Here is a 503-nt window from a genome sequence, read left to right on the forward strand (position 1 = left end):
TTCTCCAATCAGGCGGGCGGATTCGCGAACAATCGCGCGTATAGCTTCGGCATGTCGTATGTATTGGGGGCGTGGAACTTCCGTGCGGGTTACCTCGCGCTCAGCAGTTCCGCGCGCACGCCGGCACAGTTGAATACGAACGGCGCAGTCACCGATACGACCGGCGCGTCCCTGCAGGGTGCGCTGGCGCCGACGGGCGTGCCTTTAGGCGTGCTGGCCAGCAGTCAGAAGACCTTCGGCGCCGGTGTGAACTACACCTTCGGTCCAGCCGTGGCCGGCTTCGTGTACTCGCACACGAAGCTCTCCCAATTCTTTCAGACCGGCCTGAGTGGAACTTTCCAGAACTTCGAAGGAAACATTCGTTATGCGCTGACGTCCGCAGTCTAACTTTCGGGCGCGTACACCTATTCGCGCGCCGGCGGAAACGGCGGCGGCGGGCTTCCACATTGGAATCAGGTCAGTGCGATGGCCGATTACCGCTTCTCGCGGCGCACCGATGTCTA

Annotated in this window: 1 pseudogene; it reads left to right on the forward strand. The window is 61.6% G+C overall.

Annotated features, from left to right (window positions below):
• Nucleotides 1–503: pseudogene (locus AWB72_RS28330) on the forward strand (porin); the annotation flags it as partial.

It is taken from the genome of Caballeronia concitans (assembly GCF_001544615.1).
In the GTDB taxonomy this organism is placed as follows: Bacteria; Pseudomonadota; Gammaproteobacteria; order Burkholderiales; family Burkholderiaceae; genus Caballeronia; species Caballeronia concitans.